Genomic DNA, 1,646 nt, shown 5'->3' with positions numbered 1-1,646 from the left:
AGAAACGAGTGGTATTGCACTGCGCAGGAATTTGCGCAGATGTTATCAGGTATTGAAGCGACATTTATCAGTCTTCAGTATGGGCTCAGCGATGAAGAACGTGAGGCTTTTAGATCTGAAGGGCTAGAGTTAATAGAGCTCTATGGCATTGACTTGAAAGATGATCAGGCATCACTAGCTCATATCATCTCTCAATTAGATTCGGTGGTGTCTGTTTCCACAGCGATGAGCGAGCTTGCAGGAGCTTGCGGAGTTCCTGTGCTCACATTGGCGATCGAAAACATTCGTTGGTTTATGGCTGAAAAACATGTGTCAGGCTTTTATCCTAAATCGCGTATGTACTACAAGAAAATGTTTGGAACTTGGGATGAGGCTCTTTCTCGTTTACGTTCTGATCTAATTGCTGAGGATTGCGAACGCTTATGAAGGTTGTTGCTTTTATCCCTTTTTGGATGGGGTATCACTCTCAAACCGGTGCACCGGTTAATCGTGCTACCAAAAAGTTAGGCGGGCTACCGCTTATTAATTATAGCCTTAATGTTCTTGCGAGCAGTGAGCTAATAGCTGAGAGTGTTATTTTTTCGTCAAGTAATGAGATTGAAGAATACATAGAAGGGCCTTCATATTCGATCATTAAGCGACCTAAATTTTTAGATGATAATGGTATCTCGATTGAACAAATTATCGAGGAGTTTCTCAAGCTTTCAGATGCTGATGTATTTGTTCTAATGCACCCGAATAGCCCATTTATTCAGCTTGAATCGATTGAAACATGCATTCAAGAGGTTGTTGAGGGCAGGGCTGATTCAGCATTTACTGCACACACATTTAAGAAGTTTTGTTGGCACAAGGGCCGTCCACTTAACTATTCATTGGATTTACCAACACCTCAATTAAAAGACATAGAGCCAGTTATTCTTGAGCAGTCTTCGCTCTATGTCTTTACGCGGTCAATATTTGAAAAAGAACGAAAGCGGGTTGGCGGCAAAGCATATATTCATAATGTTAATCACTTTGAAGGTCATGATCTGATTGAAGATGAAGATTTTGAAATTGCTGAACTGATTGTTAACTCTGGCATGTTTTCAAACCTATCTTGATGTCAAAGGCTGATCCATACATGAGTATTATAAAAACTCTCAACGTTGAATTTGATGGACAAAGCTACCCGATCAATATCGGACGAGGTTTGCTTGAATTATTTCCAGAGCTCTTAGCTGAAAAAACTAACAACAAACAGGTGTTAATCGTTGCAGACTCATTTTTCAAAGACTCGGCTGTAAGTCGCCTTTCAAAAAACTTGGAGTCACATGGGTTCGTTGTTTTTCATTATTTTATGGATGCTGGTAAAGGTAATAAAAGTATCAATGAGGTAATGAAGATTTATGGAATCATGGAAGAAAATAACTTCCCACGTGATGCTACATTGGTAGCCTTGGGTGGCGGTGTAATTGGAGATTTAGCAGGTTTTGTAGCAAGTACTTGGCTTAGAGGAATGAATCTGGTTCATATACCTACATCTCTCATGGCAATGGTTGATAGCAGCGTTGGCGGTAAAGTTGCGATCAACTTTCGAAGAACAATCAATGCCATCGGTAACTATTATCACCCATTGATGAATCTCATTGACCTTGATTTTGTAGACA

The 1,646-nt window shown here is 40.0% G+C and carries 3 protein-coding genes; all 3 read left to right on the top strand.

All coding sequences use genetic code 11. The features are described 5' to 3' along the window. Nucleotides 1-426 (top strand): hypothetical protein (locus tag A3738_RS18790; RefSeq protein WP_231876702.1); only part of this gene is annotated, 426 nt, incomplete at its 5' end. Continuing rightward, a complete protein-coding gene (locus A3738_RS18785) occupies nucleotides 423-1,100 on the top strand; it encodes a cytidylyltransferase domain-containing protein (protein ID WP_068477028.1) in 678 nt (225 codons plus the stop codon). The genes A3738_RS18790 and A3738_RS18785, both read left to right, overlap by 4 nt. 20 nt (nucleotides 1,101-1,120) lie before the next feature. After that, nucleotides 1,121-1,646, top strand: a 526-nt coding sequence (locus A3738_RS18780; RefSeq protein ID WP_197473915.1) for an iron-containing alcohol dehydrogenase, incomplete at its 3' end; no start/stop codon positions are given.

The organism is Oleiphilus sp. HI0066, assembly GCF_001635725.1.
Note: the sequence above shows the minus strand (reverse complement) of the source record. Positions and strands in the feature narration are given on the sequence as shown.

Bases quoted from the DNA above. Each gene is read 5' to 3' on its own strand.
- A3738_RS18785 (WP_068477028.1), top strand. From the start codon at position 423: ATGAAGGTTGTTGCTTTTATCCCTTTTTGGATGGGGTATCACTCTCAA.